The sequence below is a fragment of the Bradyrhizobium sp. CSS354 genome (assembly GCF_029051725.1).
Taxonomy (GTDB): domain Bacteria; phylum Pseudomonadota; class Alphaproteobacteria; order Rhizobiales; family Xanthobacteraceae; genus Bradyrhizobium.
Genome location: NZ_JAACFU010000002.1, coordinates 218,260 through 236,002 on the forward strand (window position 1 = coordinate 218,260; position 17,743 = coordinate 236,002).

General features: G+C 65.5%; 16 protein-coding genes. 8 read left to right on the forward strand and 8 right to left on the reverse strand.

What is annotated here, in order from left to right; translation table 11 throughout:
- Positions 1–7: 7 nt before the first annotated feature.
- The 5 genes from GWG67_RS04870 to GWG67_RS04890 form a co-directional block, all read right to left on the reverse strand.
- Positions 8–307, reverse strand: a complete 300-nt coding sequence (locus GWG67_RS04870) for an acylphosphatase (RefSeq protein ID WP_027518495.1) — start codon at positions 305–307, stop codon at positions 8–10.
- Positions 304–1,170: an oxaloacetate decarboxylase gene (locus tag GWG67_RS04875; protein ID WP_275168008.1), complete on the reverse strand. Its 867-nt coding sequence runs from the start codon at positions 1,168–1,170 to the stop codon at positions 304–306. Before GWG67_RS04875 ends, GWG67_RS04870 begins: the two co-directional genes overlap by 4 nt.
- Positions 1,171–1,337: 167 nt before the next feature.
- Positions 1,338–3,353, reverse strand: a complete 2,016-nt coding sequence (locus GWG67_RS04880) for an acetyl/propionyl/methylcrotonyl-CoA carboxylase subunit alpha (RefSeq protein ID WP_275168009.1) — start codon at positions 3,351–3,353, stop codon at positions 1,338–1,340.
- Positions 3,354–3,536: 183 nt separating this feature from the next.
- Positions 3,537–4,619, reverse strand: a complete 1,083-nt coding sequence (locus tag GWG67_RS04885; RefSeq protein WP_275168010.1) for a putative zinc-binding metallopeptidase — start codon at positions 4,617–4,619, stop codon at positions 3,537–3,539.
- Positions 4,616–4,834: a hypothetical protein gene (locus GWG67_RS04890; protein ID WP_275168011.1), complete on the reverse strand. Its 219-nt coding sequence runs from the start codon at positions 4,832–4,834 to the stop codon at positions 4,616–4,618. The genes GWG67_RS04885 and GWG67_RS04890 overlap by 4 nt, the downstream gene beginning before the upstream one ends.
- Here GWG67_RS04890 and GWG67_RS04895 point away from each other — a divergent pair, their 5' ends adjacent.
- From GWG67_RS04895 to GWG67_RS04905, 3 genes are all read left to right on the forward strand, one after another.
- Positions 4,835–7,312 carry a PAS domain S-box protein gene (locus GWG67_RS04895; protein WP_275168012.1) on the forward strand — a complete coding sequence of 826 codons (2,478 nt, stop codon included), beginning with the start codon at positions 4,835–4,837 and terminating at the stop codon, positions 7,310–7,312.
- Positions 7,313–7,595: 283 nt separating this feature from the next.
- On the forward strand, positions 7,596–8,846 hold the full coding sequence (locus GWG67_RS04900) for an arsenic transporter (RefSeq protein ID WP_275168013.1): 1,251 nt from the start codon (positions 7,596–7,598) through the stop codon (positions 8,844–8,846).
- Between the two features lie 110 nt (positions 8,847–8,956).
- Positions 8,957–9,193: a hypothetical protein gene (locus GWG67_RS04905; RefSeq protein WP_275168014.1), complete on the forward strand. Its 237-nt coding sequence runs from the start codon at positions 8,957–8,959 to the stop codon at positions 9,191–9,193.
- A gap of 51 nt (positions 9,194–9,244) precedes the next feature.
- On the opposite strand, the gene GWG67_RS04910 is transcribed toward GWG67_RS04905, so the two are convergent.
- Both GWG67_RS04910 and GWG67_RS04915 read right to left on the reverse strand, forming a co-directional pair.
- On the reverse strand, positions 9,245–10,609 hold the full coding sequence (locus GWG67_RS04910) for an MFS transporter (RefSeq protein WP_342761015.1): 1,365 nt from the start codon (positions 10,607–10,609) through the stop codon (positions 9,245–9,247).
- Positions 10,610–10,632: 23 nt separating this feature from the next.
- The gene (locus GWG67_RS04915; protein WP_275168016.1) at positions 10,633–11,397 is read right to left on the reverse strand and encodes a GntR family transcriptional regulator; all 765 of its coding nucleotides are present in this window, start codon (positions 11,395–11,397) and stop codon (positions 10,633–10,635) included.
- A gap of 180 nt (positions 11,398–11,577) precedes the next feature.
- Between GWG67_RS04915 and GWG67_RS04920 the strand changes: the two genes are divergently transcribed.
- The 3 genes from GWG67_RS04920 to GWG67_RS04930 are packed head-to-tail and all read left to right on the forward strand — an operon-like array spanning position 11,578 to position 14,615.
- Complete coding sequence (locus GWG67_RS04920; RefSeq protein ID WP_275168017.1) at positions 11,578–12,777, forward strand: mandelate racemase/muconate lactonizing enzyme family protein; 1,200 nt, start codon at positions 11,578–11,580, stop codon at positions 12,775–12,777.
- 13 nt (positions 12,778–12,790) lie between these two features.
- Positions 12,791–13,558 (forward strand): SDR family oxidoreductase, encoded by a 768-nt coding sequence (locus tag GWG67_RS04925; protein WP_275168018.1) that lies wholly within the window; start codon positions 12,791–12,793, stop codon positions 13,556–13,558.
- 25 nt (positions 13,559–13,583) lie between these two features.
- Complete coding sequence (locus tag GWG67_RS04930; RefSeq protein WP_275168019.1) at positions 13,584–14,615, forward strand: L-idonate 5-dehydrogenase; 1,032 nt, start codon at positions 13,584–13,586, stop codon at positions 14,613–14,615.
- Between the two features lies 1 nt (position 14,616).
- Here GWG67_RS04930 and GWG67_RS04935 read toward each other — a convergent pair whose 3' ends face one another.
- Complete coding sequence (locus GWG67_RS04935) at positions 14,617–15,492, reverse strand: DUF3280 domain-containing protein (protein WP_275168402.1); 876 nt, start codon at positions 15,490–15,492, stop codon at positions 14,617–14,619.
- Between the two features lie 193 nt (positions 15,493–15,685).
- Between GWG67_RS04935 and GWG67_RS04940 the strand changes: the two genes are divergently transcribed.
- Both GWG67_RS04940 and GWG67_RS04945 read left to right on the forward strand, forming a co-directional pair.
- On the forward strand, positions 15,686–17,071 hold the full coding sequence (locus tag GWG67_RS04940) for a HAMP domain-containing sensor histidine kinase (protein ID WP_275168020.1): 1,386 nt from the start codon (positions 15,686–15,688) through the stop codon (positions 17,069–17,071).
- Positions 17,068–17,730 carry a response regulator transcription factor gene (locus GWG67_RS04945; RefSeq protein WP_027518509.1) on the forward strand — a complete coding sequence of 221 codons (663 nt, stop codon included), beginning with the start codon at positions 17,068–17,070 and terminating at the stop codon, positions 17,728–17,730. The genes GWG67_RS04940 and GWG67_RS04945 overlap by 4 nt, the downstream gene beginning before the upstream one ends.
- Positions 17,731–17,743: the final 13 nt, after the last annotated feature.

Sequence of the window (17,743 nt, forward strand, 5' to 3'; positions counted from 1 at the left end):
TCTTTAGCTACACCGTCGGCAACACCGAAAACGCCTCGCCTGCCCGGCGCAAGTTCAGCTCATCGACGTCGGCCGTCTCGCTGGTGACGCTGTCGACGCGCGAGGACGGCGGCCCGTGGCGGCACAGCGCAACCATGTCGGCGACGTGCTTTGGCGGCCCTGCGAACAGCGCTTCGACGCTGCCGTCGCGGCGGTTGCGGACCCAGCCCTCGAGACCGCACGTCGTCGCCTGATGCTCGAGCCAGGCCCGATAGCCGACGCCCTGCACGCGCCCGCGGATCATCACCTGGAGGATCGCCCGGCTCATTGTTTCAGTCCGAGGACATCGGCGCTGCGCGCCTTGACGTCGGCCTCCCGCGTGACGCGGCTGATCAAGTCCGATGACGGAAGGCCTTTGAGATTCTTCGGCGCAGTGCCGTCGCGCAGCGCCTTCTGCGTCTCGTAGACGGCCTGCGTTGCGGCCGCGATCGGCGCATGGCCCTGAAGCGCGATGCGAACGCGCCAGCCAGCGAGATCATCGAGCACGTTCAACTCCTCCGGCGCGCCGCCGAGCACGATCGGCAGGCGCGTGGCGGATGTGATCGCCTCGAGCTCGGCGCGCGACTTGATGCCGGTGAAGAACAGTGCATCGACACCGGCATCCTCATAGGCCCTGGCGCGGCGGATCGCATCCTCGATCGAGGTGATCGAGGCCGCACCGGTGCGGCCCATGATGACGAGCGAGGGGTCGCCGCGGCCGTCGAGTGCCGCCTTCATCTTGCCGACGCCCTCCTCCAGCGAGATCAGCTGCGTCTTCGCTGCGCCGAAGCCAGCCGGCAGCAGCGTGTCCTCAATGGTAAGGCCGGCGGCGCCCGCCGTCTCCAGCTCCTGCACCGTGCGGCGCACGTTGAGCGCATTGCCATAGCCGTGATCGGCATCGACCAGCACCGGAAGTGCTGCCGCACGCGACATCCGCCGCATCTGCTCGGCAAGCTCGGTGAGCGTGATCAGCGTGATGTCGGGGTCGCCGAGCACCGCGAGCGAAGCCACCGAGCCGCCGAACATGCCGAGCGGGAAACCGAGATCCTCGGCGATGCGGATCGAGATGGCGTCGTAGACCGAGCCGGGATGGACGCAAGTCCCGCCCGACAGGATCGATCGCAGTTTTTCGCGGCGGGAACGAAAGGCCATGGTGATGTCTCGGTTAGTTCGAATTGCGTCCCGCCGTCGTCCTGGCGAAAGCCAGGACCATTACCACAATTGGAGGTGGCGACAGAGAATGACGGCCACCATCGCCGTCAACAACTACTCCCTGGGGTAATGGGTCCTGGCTTTCGCCAGGACGACATTGAGGCCCCTTACGCAAACTCCAAAATCAGCGCATCCACCGCGAGCGTCGCGCCGGCGGTGGCGTGGATCTTCTTTACGGTGCCGTCCTGCTCGGCGCGCAGCACGTTCTGCATCTTCATGGCTTCGACCACCGCGAGCGTCTCGCCCGCCTTGACCTCCTGCCCTTCGGTCACCGCGATCGAGACTACGAGGCCGGGCATTGGACAAAGCAGCTTCTTGCCGGTGTCGGCAGCCGTGGTCACCGGCATCAGCCGCGCCGAGGCTGCTTCCGCTTCGGTCCAGACATAGACCGGCACCTCGACACCCTGATGCGCGAGGCGAATGCCGTTCGCGATCGGGCGCACCTGAACCGCCACGATGTGCCCGTCGATGGTGCCCTGCCAGACCGGATCGCCCGGCTTCCACGGCGATTGCAACAGGTGCGCAGTGCCGGCCTTGCCGTCGGCATCGAGGAAACGCACCGCGACCGCCTCGCCCTCGCGCGCGATCTCCAGCAGGATCTCCTGACGGTCGAGCCAAACCGCACGGCGACGCTCGCGCTGCACGATGCGGCCGCCCATCTGACCCGAGATCTGCCGCTTGCGCTCGCCGAGCACGTGATCGATGGCGGCGCCGACCGCGGCAAGCCGCCGTGCGACCTCGCCTTCCGGCACACGAACGGCAAACCCCTTGGGGAATTCCTCCGCGATGAAGCCCGTGGAGAGCCGGCCTTCACGCCAGCGCGGATGATGCATCAGCGCCGACAGGAACGGAATGTTGTGGCGGATACCGTCCACGTAGAACGAGTCCAGTGCGGTGGCCTGCGCCTCGATCGCGGCCGCGCGCGACGGCGCGTGGGTGACGAGCTTGGCGATCATCGGGTCGTAATGGATCGAGATCTCGCCGCCCTCCTGCACGCCGGTGTCGTTGCGCACCGTGATGCCATCCTGGCTCGCTTCCGCCGGCGGACGGTATTTCACCAGGCGACCGATCGAGGGCAGGAAGTTGCGGAACGGGTCCTCGGCATAGAGACGCGATTCCACGGCCCAGCCCGTCAGCGTGACGTCCTTCTGCGTGATCGCGAGCTTCTCGCCGGCGGCGACGCGGAGCATCTGCTCGACGAGGTCGACGCCGGTGACGAGCTCGGTGACGGGATGCTCGACCTGGAGGCGCGTGTTCATCTCCAGGAAGTAGAAGCTCTTGTCCTGCCCCGCGACGAATTCAACGGTGCCGGCGGAGTCGTAATTCACGGCCTTGGCGAGTGCGACGGCCTGCTCGCCCATCTTGCGGCGGGTGGCTTCGTCGAGCAGCGGCGACGGCGCTTCCTCGATGACCTTCTGGTTGCGGCGCTGGATCGAGCATTCGCGCTCGCCGAGATAGATCACGTTGCCGTGCTTGTCGCCCAGCAGCTGGATCTCGATGTGGCGGGGGTCGACGATGAACTTCTCGATGAAGACGCGGTCGTCGCCGAACGAGGCCTTGGCCTCGGCCTTGGCGAGGTTGAATCCCTCTGCGACCTCGGAGGTCGAATGCGCGATGCGCATGCCCTTGCCGCCGCCGCCGGCGGAGGCCTTGATCATCACGGGATAGCCGATCTCGTCGGCGATCTTGACCGCGTGCGTGGCGTCCTCGATGACGCCGAGATAGCCGGGCACGGTCGAGACTTTTGCCTTCGCCGCAGCCCTCTTGGATTCAATCTTGTCGCCCATCGCCGCGATCGCGCCTGGGTTGGGGCCGATGAAGACGATGCCCGCCGCCTCCAGCGCGCGCGGGAACGCCTCGCGCTCGGACAGGAAGCCGTAACCGGGATGCACGGCTTCGGCGCCGGTCTTGCGGCAGGCCTCCACGATCTTCTCGATCACCAGATAGCTCTCGGCCGCAGCCGGCGGGCCGATCAGCACGGCCTCGTCGGCCATCTCGATATGGAGCGCGTCGCGGTCGGCCTCGGAATAGACCGCGACCGTTTGAACTCCCATGCGGCGAGCGGTCTTGATGACCCGGCAGGCGATTTCGCCGCGATTAGCGATCAGAATGCGTTTGAACATGCTTTTCTTGAGTCTCGACCTTGGGCGGGACCCTTCCCTGGCCGTTGGAGCCTATAGGACGGGCCGTGTGGCTCCCGTGGTACATCAAAATAGGCCGGAGGCAACGGTCAAAATCCGGCCGCTCTGGCGTACCAGCGCAAGACCGAAGCAAGACCGAAACGGGCCTGGCAAGCCCCGGACGGCCTACGGCTTCCCGGCCTTGCCCACGTCCCGGACCAGGCCGTGAATGAAGCGGAGCTTGTCGACGACGACCGGCGAGAGGATGAATGGATAGAGGTCGCGCATGCCCATGGCGCGGTTGACGCTGTTCATGGCGAAGGTGAAGGGCAGCCATGCGTTGACGATCGCCTCGACGTCTCTCGCCTCGTAGGGGTTGAAGCGGATGCGCGTCGTCAACTCCCCGTCGCGGTCGACCTTGGGCCGCACCTCCATGCCGAACTCGCTAGCCATCTCCAGGGTGTCGACGATGTGGAGATAGTGCGCCCAGGTCTCGGCGAAATCTTCCCAGGGGTGCGTGGTCGCGTAGGCCGAAACATAATTCTGCTGCCAGTCCGGCGGGGCGCCTTCGGCATAGTGGCGCTGCAAGGCCTGGCCATAATCGGCGGAATCGTCGCCGAACACGGCGCGGCATTCGTCCAGCTTGCCGCCGTCGCGTACCAGCACGTCCCAGAAATAGTGCCCGACCTCGTGGCGGAAATGCCCGAGCAGCGTCCGGTAGGGCTCGCCCATCTCCAGCCTGCGCCGCTCGCGCTCGATGTCGTCGGCCTCGGTCAGCGCGATCGTGATCAGGCCGTTGTCGTGACCGGTCAGGACCTTCTGCCCGCTCTGCGGATCGTCGGCGAGGAAATTGAAGATTAGGCCATGTTCGGGATTGTCCTGCCGGGTCTGGAGCGGCAGCTTCCAGCGGATCAGGGAATAGAACAGCCGGTGCTTCGCCATCTCCAGCTCGCGCCAGCCGGCGAGTTGCGCCTGATCCGACAGGTCCGGCACGACGCCGTTATGGCGGCAGGCGCGGCAATAGCCTGTGGTATCACCTGCATCCGTCAGCCAGTTGCACGCATCGTGCTCGGCATTGCTGCACAGCATGCGACTTTCGCCCTTGGTGGCCAGCGTCCGCCAAGCCCCACCTTGAGCCTCGCCGTCGGGCTCGATCGCCGACATCGTCTCCTTCTCCGGCAGGAACGCGACGCGATGGCCGCAGCGTTCGCAGGCGCGGTTCTCGAAATAGAGGACGTTGCCGCAGGCCTGGCAGACAAAAAGCTTCAAGATTTAGCCTCTTCGGAAAGCGAGTGTTTGGTAATGAAGGTTGCGGCCGCTCGGAGATACGCGCGCGGAGGGCTCATCGTTCCAAGGTTCGGAACAAATAGCCAGACCCGGCGTTCGTTCATACCCAGCACGCTGCATTCGGCGGCGCCTTTCTTTCCATATTTCTTTTGAGCAATGGCCATCACGCGTCGTCTGTGTGAATATCGGTCGGCCACGTGCGCTCCCGCATCACAACGGCCATCGCCTTGAACGATCCTTCGCCCGAGACCATCGCCGCCGAAAGGCTGCGCCAGCACCTGGAAGATGTCGCGCGCGAGCGCGACAGCGCCTATCGCGCGCTCCAGGAACGCGAAGCCGAGCTTGCGCGCATCCAGCGCATCGGCAAGGTCGGCGGTCTCGAAGTCGACTTCCGCGAAGGCTTCAAGAACCGCCGTTCGCCTGAATATCTGATGCTCCACGGCCTGCCGCCGGAAGCGGCCGACGAGTCGCACGAGGACTGGATCAATCGCATTCATCCCGACGACCGCGACGCAACGGTGAAGCACTTCATCGATTCGCTGTCCGGCACCAGCGAGGACTACACCGCCGAATACCGCATCATCCGCCCCAGCGACGGCGAGACCCGCTGGATCCGCGTCGTGGCCAAGATCGAGCGCGACGGTGGCGGCCGCGCCGTCCGCCTCGTCGGCGCCCATATCGACGTCACCGACCAGATGCTGGTGCGCGAGACCCTGCGCGAGAGCGAGGAGCGCTTCCGGCTGATCGCCGACAGCGCGCCGGTGCCGATCTGGGTCACCAAACTGGACCGCACACGATCCTTCGCCAATCAAGCCTATGTCGATTTCGTCGGCCTGCCCTACGACCAGGCCATCTCCTTCGACTGGCGCAAGGTGCTGCATCCGGACGATCTGCCGCATGTGCTGCAGCAGTCCGTCCAGGGTGAAGCATCGCTCAAACCGTTCGTGCTGGAAGCCCGCTACAAGAACGCCGCCGGCGAATGGCGCTGGCTGCGTTCGGAATCGCAGCCGCGCTGGGACCCGACCGGCAGGCATATCGGCTTCATCGGCGTTGCCCATGACATCACGGTGGCCAAGCAGGCCGAGATCGAGCTCCGGCAGCTCAACGAGACGCTGGAAGAACGTATCGTCGAGCGCACTGCCGAGCTCGAATCCAACGAGGCGCGGCTGCGCGCGATCCTGGAGACCAGCAACCAGTACCAGGGCCTCGTCAATCTCAGGGGCGAGCTGCTTTACGCCAACACGACCGTGCTCGACGCCATCAAGGCGAGCCCTGCGGACGTGATCGGAAAGCCGTTATGGCAGACGCCCTGGTTCAGCACGACAGACGGCATGAGCGCGCGGGTGCGCGAGGCCTTCGACACCGTGCTCAAGGGCGAAGCCGTGCGGCTGGAGATGCGGCTGCGCCTTCCCATCGGCGAGCGCGATTTCGAGTTCGGCATGCGCCCGGTGCTCGACCGCCACGGCAACATCACCGGCGCGGTACCCGAGGCGGTGGACATCACCGAGCGCCGCCGCGGCGAGGAAGCGCTGCGGCAATCGCAGAAGATGGAGGCGATCGGCCAGCTCACCGGCGGCGTCGCGCACGATTTCAACAATCTGCTCACCATCATCCGCTCGGCAACCGATTTCCTGCGCCGCCGCGAGCTGCCGGAGGAGCGCCGCCGCCGCTATGTCGATGCCATCTCCGACACCGTCGAGCGGGCCTCCAAGCTGACCGCCCAGCTGCTGGCGTTTGCACGCCGGCAGCCGCTGAAACCGCAGATCTTCAACGTCGGCAGCCAGGTCGAAGGCGTCGCGCAGCTGGTCCGGCCGCTGGTCGGTGGCCGCATCGAAATCGCGGTGGAGGTTCACGATGGCGACTGCTTCACGATCGCCGATGTCGCGCAATTCGAGACCGCGCTGATCAACCTCGCCGTCAACGCCCGCGACGCCATGGACGGCGAAGGCCGCCTCACGATAGCCGTCCGGAAAGTTCAGGGCATCCCTAACCTGCGGGCGCAGTCGGCGCGCGGCGGCGACTATGTCGCGATCTCGGTCGCCGACACCGGCAGCGGTATCGCGCCCGACAACATCGAGGCCATCTTCGAGCCGTTCTTCACCACCAAGGAGGTCGGCAAGGGTACCGGCCTCGGGCTGAGCCAGGCCTTCGGCTTCGCAAAGCAGTCCGAGGGCGACATCGCCGTGACGAGCACGCATGGTGAAGGCGCGACTTTCACCATTTATCTGCCGCGGGCGCATAGCCCCGCGACGGATCAGGAAGCCGCGGCGCTGACCTATGAGGCCGCCGCCACCGGGCGCGGCTATCGCGTGCTCGTGGTGGAAGACGACGACGAGGTCGGCCGCTTCTCCACTGAGCTGCTGGAAGACCTCGGCTATGTCGTCCGCCGCGTCGCCAACGCCAATGCGGCGCTCGCCATCCTCGGCGAGAACGAGTTCGCCGTCGACCTCGTCTTCTCCGACGTCATCATGCCCGGCATGAACGGCGTCGAGCTCGCCGGCATCATCCGCGAACGCTATCCGGGCCTGCCCGTCGTGCTCACCTCTGGTTACAGCAACGTCCTCGCCGAGAACGCCGATCGCGGTTTCGAACTGATCCAGAAGCCGTATTCGGTGGAATTGCTCTCGCGCATCTTGCGCAAGGCGATCACGGCAAAGCCGTCGATCACGCGGTGAGTGTTGTGATTGCACGAAGCTGACAAAAACTCCGTCATTGCGAGCGCAGCGAAGCAATCCAGAATCTTCCCGCAGGAACAGTCTGGATTGCTTCGTCGCTGCGCTCCTCGCAATGACGGCGCGTGCCGTTCCAACCTAACATACTTTTGAACAAAATTGAGGACTGAAGCTCAGGCCGAGACGCGGCAAATCACAGGTGGCGGTCCGCGGCCCGCAGGGGAAGACAGCGCCGGCGGCTTCCGCTATCGCTGCCGAATGAGCCTTCCCACTTCGAGGACCGAACGTGCCGTCTGACGCCATCCTGGCCTGGAGCATCATCGTCGCTGCGACCGCAGGCGTCATCATCCGGCCCTTTCGCCTGCCGGAGGCGATTTGGGCCGCCATCGGCGCCAGTGCGCTCGTGCTGTTCGGCTTGCTGCCGTGGCGGGATGCGTTGACAGGCATCGGGAAGGGTGTCGATGTCTATCTCTTCCTGATCGGCATGATGCTGATCGCCGAGCTGGCGCGGCTCGAAGGCCTGTTCGACTACCTCGCAGCGCTCGCCGTGGAATATGCAGGCGGCTCGCCGCAGCGGCTGTTCCTGCTGATCTACATCGTCGGCACGCTCGTCACCGTCCTGCTCTCGAACGACGCCACCGCGATCGTGCTGACGCCCGCCGTCTATGCCGCGACGCGCGCAGCCGGCGCCAAGCCGCTGCCTTATCTCTTCGTCTGCGCCTTCATCGCCAATGCCGCAAGCTTCGTGCTGCCGATCTCCAACCCGGCCAATCTGGTCGTGTTCGGGGCGCACATGCCTGAGCTCACCGAATGGCTGCGCCTGTTCGCCCTGCCCTCGGCGGCCTCGATCCTGCTGACCTATGTCGTGCTGCGCCTGACCCAGCACCGCGCCCTGAAGGAAGAAACCATCGCGCGCAGCGTGCCGCATCCGAAGCTCGGCCGCGGTGGCAAGCTGACCGCCATCGGCATCGTGGCGATCGGAATCGTGCTGGTCACGGCCTCCGCGCTGGACAAGCAATTGGGCCTGCCGACCTTCGTCTGCGGCGTGGTGACAGCGGCAATCGTGCTGCTGCTCAGCCGGCAATCGCCGCTCCCCGTGCTGCGCGGCGTCTCCTGGAGCGTGCTGCCGCTGGTCGGCGGGCTGTTCGTGATGGTGGAAGCGCTGATCAAGACCGGCGTGATCGGACGGCTCAGCGCGCTGCTGCATGAAGCCGTCGGGCAATCCGTGACGAAGGCGGCCTGGAGCGTCGGCATCGCCACCGCGATCGCCGACAACATCGCCAACAATCTTCCCATCGGCCTCGTTGCTGGCTCGGTCGCCGCCAGCGATCATTTGCCCGCGCCGGTCGTGAGCGCCATCCTGATCGGCGTCGATCTCGGGCCCAACCTGTCGGTGACCGGTTCGCTCGCCACGATCCTGTGGCTGGTGGCGTTGCGGCGGGAGAAGATCGAAGTCGGCGCCTGGCCGTTCCTGAAGCTCGGACTGCTGGTGACGCCGCCCGCCTTGATCGCAGCGCTTGCGGCCGCGATCCGTTAGCGCGGCCGATTACGTTCAGTTGTTTGCGGTGCATCAATGCCGACGGTCTGACCGCGGCTACAGTTCTCTTGTCGCGTGATTGAGACATGCCGCGACAAGGAAGGTTCATCATGCAGATTCAATCGAAGGCGCTACCGCAGAGCTTTTCCCTGCGTCGCGAAATCCAGAGCTACATCGCGCCCGCTGGCGGCCGGGGCGAGACGTCCCATCCCCTGCTCGTCTTCTCGGTCGTGGCGCTGCTGACTCTGTTCGCCATCGTGGAAATCGACCTGCACTCCGCCCAGCTTCAGGCCATCGGCCTGCTCAGCCATGGGATCGGGATCGATCCCGTCTTCCTGAGCCCGTAGCAGGACAAAGCCCGATCGCGGCCGTCGCGGCCGCGACCGGGTCACGCATCGTCAATCGTTCTCGTAGCCGTAGACTTCCGGCAGGATGAAGATTGCGGCAAGCAATCCGATCAGCGGGAAGATCGCGACCATCAGCGTGGCGTTCGCCTGCCCGATCGCAGCGAACACCGTCGGGAACAGGAAGATCGCGAGGAACGACGGCAGCTTCACGAACATGTAGGCGAAGCCGCTGGCGGTGCCGCGATATTTCGGCTTGGCGACCATGGTCGGGATCGTCATGCAGTTCGACGCATCCCAATAATGGCCCCACAGCATCGCGGCAGCCGCGAACGGCAGCAGGATCTTGTTGTCGGTGTAGAGAGCGAAGGCCGCGACCAGCAGCGAGGCCAGCACGATCGAGAAGCCCGCGATCGAGATGCCGCGATGGCCGATCTTCGGCGTCAGCAGCGGACCGACCCAGCCCGACAAGGCGGCGAAGGAGAACAGCGCCATCGTCACCAGATTTATGCCGAGCACGCTCGACACGCCGACCATCACAAAGAGCACCGGCAGGTAGAACGCGAAGGTCGAGAACTCGCTGGCCTGCGCGAAGCAGGCGATCCAGCCGTAGATCGTGGCGCGCCAGCGGATCGGATCCTTCTTGAGGTCGGCGAGGAACGCGCGGGTGGAGACCTTCGGCACTTCGACGTCATGGTCCGGCAGCATGGCGAGATCGTCGTTGAACATCTCGCGCGCGACCTGCTTGGCCTCGCGGTAGCGTCCCTTCTGCACCAGCCACACCGCCGTCTCAGGCACGTCGTGGCGCATCACCAGGATGATCAGCGCCGGCAGCGCGCCGAGGCCGAGCGTCACCCGCCACAGCATCTCGTGCTGCATGTCGATCAGCAGGAAGATCACGATGACGCCGATGGTGAGGACCTCACCGACCGCGAACATGAACTGCCAGCGGTTGCCCATGACCTCGCGCTCGCCCTTGGCCATGGATTCCATGATGTAGGTGTAGCCGGTCGAGATGTCCGAACCGAGCGGTATGCCGAGCAGGAAGCGGATCACGACGAGCCAGCCGACGCTGGGCACGAAGGCCTGCGCCAGTGCCAGCACGATGAACAGCACCATCGTCACCAGAAACATGACGCGACGGCCGATCTTGTCGGAAAGCCAGCCGCCGAGCAGTGCGCCGATCATGGCGCCACCTTGCGTACCGGCCGCGGCCAGGCCCAGCATCAGCGGATCGGGATTGAACTGCTCCTTGATGAAGATCAGCACGAAGGCGATCGAATAGAGATCCCAGGCTTCGACCAGGATCGAGGCCATCATCAGCCAGCCGACCTTGTTGCCCTTGGGACTGTAGTTCGTGATGAGGTAGCGGACCGCGGCTTCGCTCGCGGTCGGTTGTGGCATCGCCATCGTCGACATCTTTGGTCCTCTCTTAAACTCTCTTACGTGCCAAGTAGCGGCTCGATGCTGCAATCGAGCAGGCGCGGGTCGATCCCGACCTCCATGCCGGTGAACATCTCGCCCATGTAGTCGATCAGTGCATCGCTCGCCTTCACCGCGTCCTCGACACGACGATTGGCAACCGCATTAAGAATAGCCAGATGATGATCGATTGTTCCTGACAGCTCGGCCTGTCCCGGCATGAAACGGTGGTGGATGTAGCCGATACGCCGGTACAGCGTGTGCAACGGCCGCAGCGTGTGCACCAGAAACGGTTCGCCTGCCGCCTCCAGCACCAGCGCGTCGATGCGGCGGTCGATATGATTGAACTCGTCGAGGGTCAGATTGGCGCGGCGCTCGCGCAGAAGGCGCTCAATATGCAGCGCCTGATTGCGGTGCGAGAGACTGGCGCGATCGGCCGCGAGCCGGATCACGAAGCGCTCCATGTCGCGGCGCAAGGCCAGCAGCATGCGCTCGCGTGCCAGATCGATCGGCGCAATGCGCAGACCGTGGCGCGGACGGATGATGATCAATGTATCGGCGGAGAGACGATTGACGGCGTGATGAACCGGCGTGCGGCCGAAGCCGGTAATGTGCTGCAATTCCAGCATCGTCATGAACTGGCCGGGCTTGAGCTCGCAATGGACGAGCAGCTCTTCGATCCTCTGATAGGCGAGCTCGAAAAAGTTGAGACGGTTGCGCCGGGAGGGCTTGCCCTCGGCGTCGTCGTTCCTCACCACTTCGAGCGCGCGCTTGCGTGTTGCCATGTCGTCTCTCCCCTCAGCCCGCGCCGTCGTTGCAGGGCGGCGCCTTGTTGGTGATATCCCTAAAACATGTTGTGATATATTACAAGCGAGCGTAAGACTCGGCATGCGCCCGCACCATGTTGCGGTGCGGAATGACAACAAGACGGCGCTGCGCGCGCCTGCGATGGGAGGAGTATTGCCGTGAAGATCACGTCGATCGAGACGCTGCGCACCGAAGAATTCTCCAACGTCATCTGGGTGCGCGTCCACACCGACACGGGCATGATTGGTCTTGGCGAAACCTTCTACGGCGCCGGCGCCGTCGAGGCGCAGATCCACGATACCTTTGCCGGCCGCCTGCTCGGCCGCAATCCGCTGCACATCGAGGCGATCCACCGCGACATGCTGAATCTGCCGATGGCGCAGTCCTCCACCGGCGTCGAATATCGCGCGGCTTCGGCAATCGACATCGCGCTATGGGACCTGTTCGGCAAGGTCTGCAATCAGCCGGTGCACCAGATGCTCGGCGGCCTCTGCCGCGACAAGCAGCGCATCTACAACACCTGCGCCGGCACCCAATATGTCCGCTCGACCAATATCAGCCCGGTCGCGAACTGGAATCTTGGCGCTGCCAAGGGTCCCTATGAGGATCTCGATGGCTTCATGCACCACGCCGATGCGCTTGCCGAAAGTCTGCTGGAGAGCGGCATCTCGGCGATGAAGATCTGGCCGTTCGATCCGGCGGCGCAGGAGAACAAGGGCCTGTACATCACCGCCGCCCAGATGAAGCACGCGATCGAGCCGTTTGAAAAAATCCGCAAAGCCGTCGGCGACAAGATGGAGATCATGGTCGAGCTTCATTCGCTCTGGAACCTGCCGACCGCAAAACAGATCGCGCGCGCGCTCGAGCCCTACAAGCCGACCTGGTACGAAGACCCGATCCGGATGAACTCGCCGCAGGCGCTGGCCGAATACGCCCGCTGCACCGACGTCTGGGTCTGCGCCAGCGAGACGCTGGGCTCGCGATTCCCCTACAAGGACATGCTCGACCGCGACGCCATGCATGTAGTGATGGCGGACCTGTGCTGGACCGGCGGCCTCACCGAGGGCCGCAAGATCGCGGCGATGGCCGAGACCTATCACCGGCCCTTCGCACCGCACGACTGCATCGGCCCGATCGGCTTCATCGCCGCCATCCACATGTCGTTCAGCCAGCCCAACACGCTGATCCAGGAATCGGTGCGCGCCTTCTACAAGGGCTGGTACAATGAGCTCGTGACCACCATGCCCACGATCAAGGACGGTTTTGTCTATCCGATGGAGGGCCCCGGCCTCGGCGTCGACCTTCTGCCCGCCGTATTCGACCGCTCCGATCTGACCGTGCGCCGTTCCAACTCTTAAGGATATTTTTGAGATGAGCACCGCCCTCTTCGACCTTTCCGGCCGCACCGCGCTCGTGACCGGCTCCTCCCGCGGCCTCGGCCGCGCCATTGCCGAGGGCATGGCCAAGGCTGGCGCCAAGCTGATCATCAACGGCGTCGATCCCAAGCGTGTCGAGCAGGCCGTCGCCGAGTTTCGCGCCGCCGGCCACCAGGCCGAGGGCGCCGCGTTCAACGTTACCGACGAGCCTGCAATCGTCGCCGCCTTCAACCACTTCGACAACAAGGGCATCGCGGTCGACATCCTCGTCAACAATGCCGGCATCCAGCACCGCAAGCCGCTGGTGGAGTTCACCACCGAGGAGTGGCGCAAGGTGATCGAGACCAACCTCACCAGCGCCTTCGTGATCGGCCGCGAGGCGGCCAAGCGCATGATCCCGCGCAAGCACGGCAAGATCATCAACATCGGCTCACTCGGCAGCGAGCTCGCGCGTCCCACAATTGCGCCCTACACCGCCGCCAAGGGCGGCATCAAGAACCTGACCCGCTCGATGGCGGTGGAATGGGCCCAGCACGGCATCCAGGCCAACGCGATCGGCCCCGGCTACATGCTGACCGACATGAACGAGGCGCTGGTCAACAACACCGACTTCAACAACTGGCTGATGGGCCGCGTCCCCTCCAAGCGCTGGGGCCGACCGGACGAGCTGGTGGGCGCTGCGATCTTCCTGGCGTCGGATGCCTCGACCTATGTCAACGGCCAGATCATCTATGTCGATGGCGGCATGATCGCCGCGATGTGAGCCGCGAACCCTGAGGGAGCCAAGCATGCGCGCCGTCGTCATTCACGCACCAAAAGATCTGCGGATCGATAGCTATCCGGATGCAGCGCCCGGTCCGGGTGAAGTCCGCGTCAAGATCGCGAATGGCGGCATCTGCGGCTCCGATCTGCACTACTATCATCACGGCGGCTTCGGCGTCGTTCGGATCCAGCAACCGATGGCGCTGGGGCACGAGATCGCCGGCGTGGTCGCAGCCGTCGGTGACGGCGTCACGAATGTGAAGCCGGGCACCCGCGTCGCGGTCAATCCGAGCAAGCCGTGCGGCCAGTGTCTGCATTGCCAGGAAGGCATGCGCAACCAGTGCCTCGACATGCGGTTCCTCGGCAGCGCGATGCGCTTTCCCCATGTGCAGGGCGGCTTTCGCGAATTCATCACGGTCGATGCCGCGCAGGCCGTTCCGATCACCGACAAGCTGTCGCTGGCGGAAGCCGCGGTCGCCGAGCCGCTCGCGGTGTGCCTGCACGCCGGCAAGCAGGCCGGGGCCCTGCTCGGCAAGCGCGTGCTGATCACCGGCTGCGGCCCGATCGGCGCGCTGATGATTTTGGTCTCACGCTTCGGCGGCGCGGCCGAGATCGTGGTCACCGATGTCGCGGAGGCGCCGCTTGCCGTCGCAAGGCAACTCGGCGCCACTCACGCCATCAATGTCGCCGCCGATGCCACGGCGCTCGATCCGTGGCGCACCGGCAAAGGTGTGTTCGACACGCTGTTCGAAGCCTCGGGCAACCAGGCAGCACTCCGAACCGCGCTCGACGTGCTCAGGCCCGGCGCCACGCTGGTGCAGGTCGGCCTCGGCCGCGAGATGACGCTGCCGATCAACGCCATCGTCGCCAAGGAATTGCAGCTGCGCGGCACCTTCCGCTTCGATCCCGAGTTCGAGCTGGCGGTGCGGCTGATGGGCGAAGGCCTGATCGACGTCAAGCCGCTGATCACGGCGACCCTGCCGTTCGAGAACGCGGTCGCCGCGTTCGAGCTCGCCAGCGACCGCTCGCAATCGATGAAGGTGCAGTTGACGTTCTGAGCTACTGGCTTTCGACCAGCTTTTCGCTGACCAGCCGCACGGCGCCCCGTTTCCACGAATAGTCCGCGCCCAGGCGCAGGCCGCTGTCGCCGCGTGCCAGCACCGCGCCGGTCCTGGCATCGCGCACCTGAAAGCCGAGCGTGTACTCGGTGCGGCTGACCCGCCGCACCACCCCGATCAGCGACTGATCCGCACCCAGCTCTTGCGCAATCGCCGCCTCGCAGCCGCCGCAGTCGCGTAAAGCGCGCGCCTTCACCGCCGCCTCGTTGGCGCTGCCGACATCGACGAGACGGTAGCGGCCGGATCGGCCGAGGGCGTCGCGGACGCTGCCAGTCACTTCGGCCAGATAGGATGCGTCCGCGGCCGCGAGGCCGGCGGCCGGCGCCGCGGTGTTGTCGTCGAGCTCGAATTCGAACACCGCCAGTGCGATCGGAGCAGGCGTGCCGAGCGCGGCTACGATCTCGCGCGACACGAAGATCTCGGCGCGCTCCCACGATTCATCATTGTCGCCGCGGAAGGTGTAGAGCTTGTCCATCACGACCTTTTTGGCGCCGACGTCGATCACGGCGACCTTGGCCCATTGCACCAAGGTGCTCGTCTTCTGGATGCCGCCGATCACCTTGAACGCCGCGCCGTCCTGGGCCGACGGTACGAGCCGGTAGCGCCGGTCGCCTCCAATGTCCCGCCTGAGCGCGGCCATGAAGGCCGACAGTCGTCGCTCATGGGCGGCGGTCTGGTTGGCGGGTTCAGCCGACGTATCGGTATAACTGAAGTCGTCCATGGCGACGCCGATGGCCGTTTCGGCACCGGCCGACGCATAAGCCGCCGGAAGGACGACAAGGAGACAGACTGAGAGGATCAACCGGCGCAGGTGCATAAATGTGCCTCGTGTGACGGAGCGGCGCGCCAATCTGGACGGCGCAATCAGGCCATGCAGCAGCGCCGGTCCCGGCGATGGCCGGGAAAATTTCACGACGGTGCACCGCACTGGCGCCTGGCGGCTTTGCGCCGGATGCGTTCTGCCGTTTAATGCGAGCGCGACAAATCCGTTCGCACCAAGGTGCCCGCCGATGTGGAACCGACCGAGATTCGATCTCAAAGTCCGTCTGACGTTGCGCGTGGCCGCGATATCGGCCGCCTGCTTCGCGGCGATCTCCGCCTATTTCCTGATTACGTCCGACCGCGAGGCGCATGCGCGCCTCGACGATATCGCCGCCATCGTGGCCAAGACGCTGGAGCTGCAGCAGGGCAAGATCCAGTGGGTCGCGAGCCCGCGCTCGGACTTTCCCAACCTCGACCCCGTTTCGGCTTATGTGATGACGCCCGGTCTGTGCCTGGCGTTCCGCGGCACGAGCGGCGACGTCCTCCAGCGCTTCTGTAGCGGCGCGCCTGTCCCGGCGAACCCGCCGCCGCAAGCCTTCACGGCGTTCTATCGCGGCTTGTTCGACCCCGGCCGAGAAGCGGCACGGCCCGTGATCGTGCGCGGGACGAAGCTCGGGGAGGCCGTGGTCTCGGTCGAGCCGGGCGTGCAGACCGCGGAGGCTTGGCACGAGGCCGGCCGCCTGATGCTCGCGCTCGCGATCGCGCTGCCGCTACTCTGCGGGCTGGTCTACGCCGCACTGGCGCGCGCGCTGCGCCCCACCCGCATGATCCGCACCGGCCTCGAGCGGATTGCCGCCAACGATCTCACCACGCGGCTGCCGCCGTTCGATCTTGCCGAGCTCTCCGCGATCCGCGACGGCTTCAACCATCTCGCCGAAAGCCTCGAGACCGCGCTTGCCGAACGCAGCGAGCTGACGCGGAAGCTGATCGCGCTGCAGGACGAGGAGCGTCGCCATCTCGCGCGCGAGCTGCATGACGAGTTCGGCCAGTCGCTCGCCGCCATCCGCGCGCTCGCCTCCTCCGCCCGCCAGACCGCCGCGCAGGACTGTCCCTCCCTGCTTGGCGAATGCGACGGCATCGCGCGGACCGCAACCGGCATGATGGAGACGTTGCGCGGCACATTGTTCCGGCTGCGGCCGCCCGATGTCGAGGAGCTCGGGCTCGTCGCCAGCCTCGAAGGCCTCGTCGCAGGCTGGAACGGGCGCAGCCGCGGCGAGACGCGCTTCTCGATCCGGTTCGACGGCGCATTCGAGACCCTGCCGGCCACGATCAGCGCCAGCCTCTACCGGATCGTGCAGGAGGCGCTCACTAACGCCGCCAAGCATGCCGTCGCCACGCGGGTCAGCCTGGAATTGACGATGGGGGCCAGCGAGATCGCGCTTGCGATCGACGACGACGGTCGCGCGAGCGATCCCGTCGCGAAATCCGGAATGGGCCTGCTTGGCATGCGCGAGCGCGTCGCCGCCTTGCGCGGCCAAATGACCTTCGAGGCCGCGCCGAACGGCGGCTCCGCACTGCGCGTGGTCATTCCGCTCGCAGCCGCCGATCGGCCGCCGCTGGAGCACGCCGCATGAGCGCGGCCGACGCCACCATCCTGCTGGTCGACGACCATTCCGTCGTCCGCGAGGGCTATCGCTCCGTGCTCCAGAAGCAGCCGGGACTTCGCGTCATCGCCGAAGCCGCCGACGGCGCGGAGGCCTACCGTCTCTACAAATCGGAGGCGCCCGATCTCGTCATTATGGACCTGAGCATGCCCGGCATCGGCGGCATCGAGGCGGTCAGGCGGATCAGGCAGTGGGACAAGGGCGCGAGGATCCTCGTCTTCACCATGCACGAGAACGCCGGCTTTGCCGTGCAGGCGATCCGCGCCGGCGCCAGAGGCTATGTCACCAAGACCAGTCCCCCGGAGACATTGGTGCGCGCCGTGATGGACGTGCTCGCCGGCAAGATCGCGATCAGCCCCGACATCGACCATGAGCTCGCGCTGAGCCGGCTCGCCGGAGAAAGCTCTGCCGCCGACGTCCTCACGCCGCGCGAATTCGAAGTGCTGCGGCTCCTGCTCGCCGAGAACACGACAGAGGAGATCGCCGAGACGCTCCATGTCAGCCCGAAGACGGTGGCGAACCTGCATTCCCTGATCAAGGACAAGCTCGGCGTCGGATCCGACATCGAGCTGGTCAGGCTGGCACTGCGCCAGGGCATCTTGACGGAGGTCGATCTCGGCGAGGCCTGATCGTATCCGCCCC

Coding starts and splice junctions, on each gene's coding strand:
- GWG67_RS04915 (WP_275168016.1), bottom strand. CDS start 11,397: ATGGCAACACGCAAGCGCGCGCTCGAAGTGGTGAGGAACGACGACGCC.
- GWG67_RS04875 (WP_275168008.1), bottom strand. CDS start 1,170: ATGGCCTTTCGTTCCCGCCGCGAAAAACTGCGATCGATCCTGTCGGGC.
- GWG67_RS04940 (WP_275168020.1), top strand. CDS start 15,686: ATGTGGAACCGACCGAGATTCGATCTCAAAGTCCGTCTGACGTTGCGC.
- GWG67_RS04945 (WP_027518509.1), top strand. CDS start 17,068: ATGAGCGCGGCCGACGCCACCATCCTGCTGGTCGACGACCATTCCGTC.
- GWG67_RS04910 (WP_342761015.1), bottom strand. CDS start 10,609: ATGTCGACGATGGCGATGCCACAACCGACCGCGAGCGAAGCCGCGGTC.
- GWG67_RS04925 (WP_275168018.1), top strand. CDS start 12,791: ATGAGCACCGCCCTCTTCGACCTTTCCGGCCGCACCGCGCTCGTGACC.
- GWG67_RS04880 (WP_275168009.1), bottom strand. CDS start 3,353: ATGTTCAAACGCATTCTGATCGCTAATCGCGGCGAAATCGCCTGCCGG.
- GWG67_RS04905 (WP_275168014.1), top strand. CDS start 8,957: ATGCAGATTCAATCGAAGGCGCTACCGCAGAGCTTTTCCCTGCGTCGC.
- GWG67_RS04935 (WP_275168402.1), bottom strand. CDS start 15,492: ATGCACCTGCGCCGGTTGATCCTCTCAGTCTGTCTCCTTGTCGTCCTT.
- GWG67_RS04930 (WP_275168019.1), top strand. CDS start 13,584: ATGCGCGCCGTCGTCATTCACGCACCAAAAGATCTGCGGATCGATAGC.
- GWG67_RS04870 (WP_027518495.1), bottom strand. CDS start 307: ATGAGCCGGGCGATCCTCCAGGTGATGATCCGCGGGCGCGTGCAGGGC.